Here is a 567-nt window from a genome sequence, read left to right on the forward strand (position 1 = left end):
GCATAAAGGCCGGTCCGGGCCGCGATCTTCTGCCAGAGCCAGACTGAGGGAAAGCCCGCAAGACCGGCGACCATCCACACCATGGCCTCGAAGACGCGGCTGCCGCCGCCTTGCCGGACGATGGCGACCAGGAATGTCGCCGTCACCACATAGCCAAAGCCGAACAGGCCGTAGGCGACGATGACCTTGACCAACGACCGGTCCATCCGCAGTGCCGGCTCGCGGGTGGCTTCGCCGTTGCCGAGCGGACCCTCATTGGCCAACAGCGCAACGAGGACGAAACCACAGGCCGAAATCGCCGCCGACCACAGCCAGCCTGCAGCCCAGCCCGAATGCTCGGCGACCAGCACCGCCATCATCGCCGCCGATGCCGCTATGCCGAGCCCGACGCCGCCGAAATGCCAGGCCTGCAGGTCGTTGCGACCGGCAGCCGCGATGTGGCTGAAAACGGTGCTGGCCATGAACACCATGACGAAGGCGCTGGCCAGACCGGCCAGAAAGCGGATAGCGAGAAAGGCCGTCATCGCTTCGGTCAGCCCCATCAGCGCGGCAAGGACCGTACTGGCG

The 567-nt window shown here is 66.5% G+C and carries 1 protein-coding gene; it reads right to left on the reverse strand.

What is annotated here, in order from left to right:
- A partial coding sequence (locus ENZ74_RS33795) for a YbfB/YjiJ family MFS transporter (protein ID WP_127313380.1) occupies nucleotides 1-567 on the reverse strand: 567 nt, incomplete at both ends.

The organism is Mesorhizobium sp. M7A.F.Ca.CA.002.15.2.1 (assembly GCF_003998715.1).
Lineage (GTDB): Bacteria > Pseudomonadota > Alphaproteobacteria > Rhizobiales > Rhizobiaceae > Mesorhizobium > Mesorhizobium ciceri.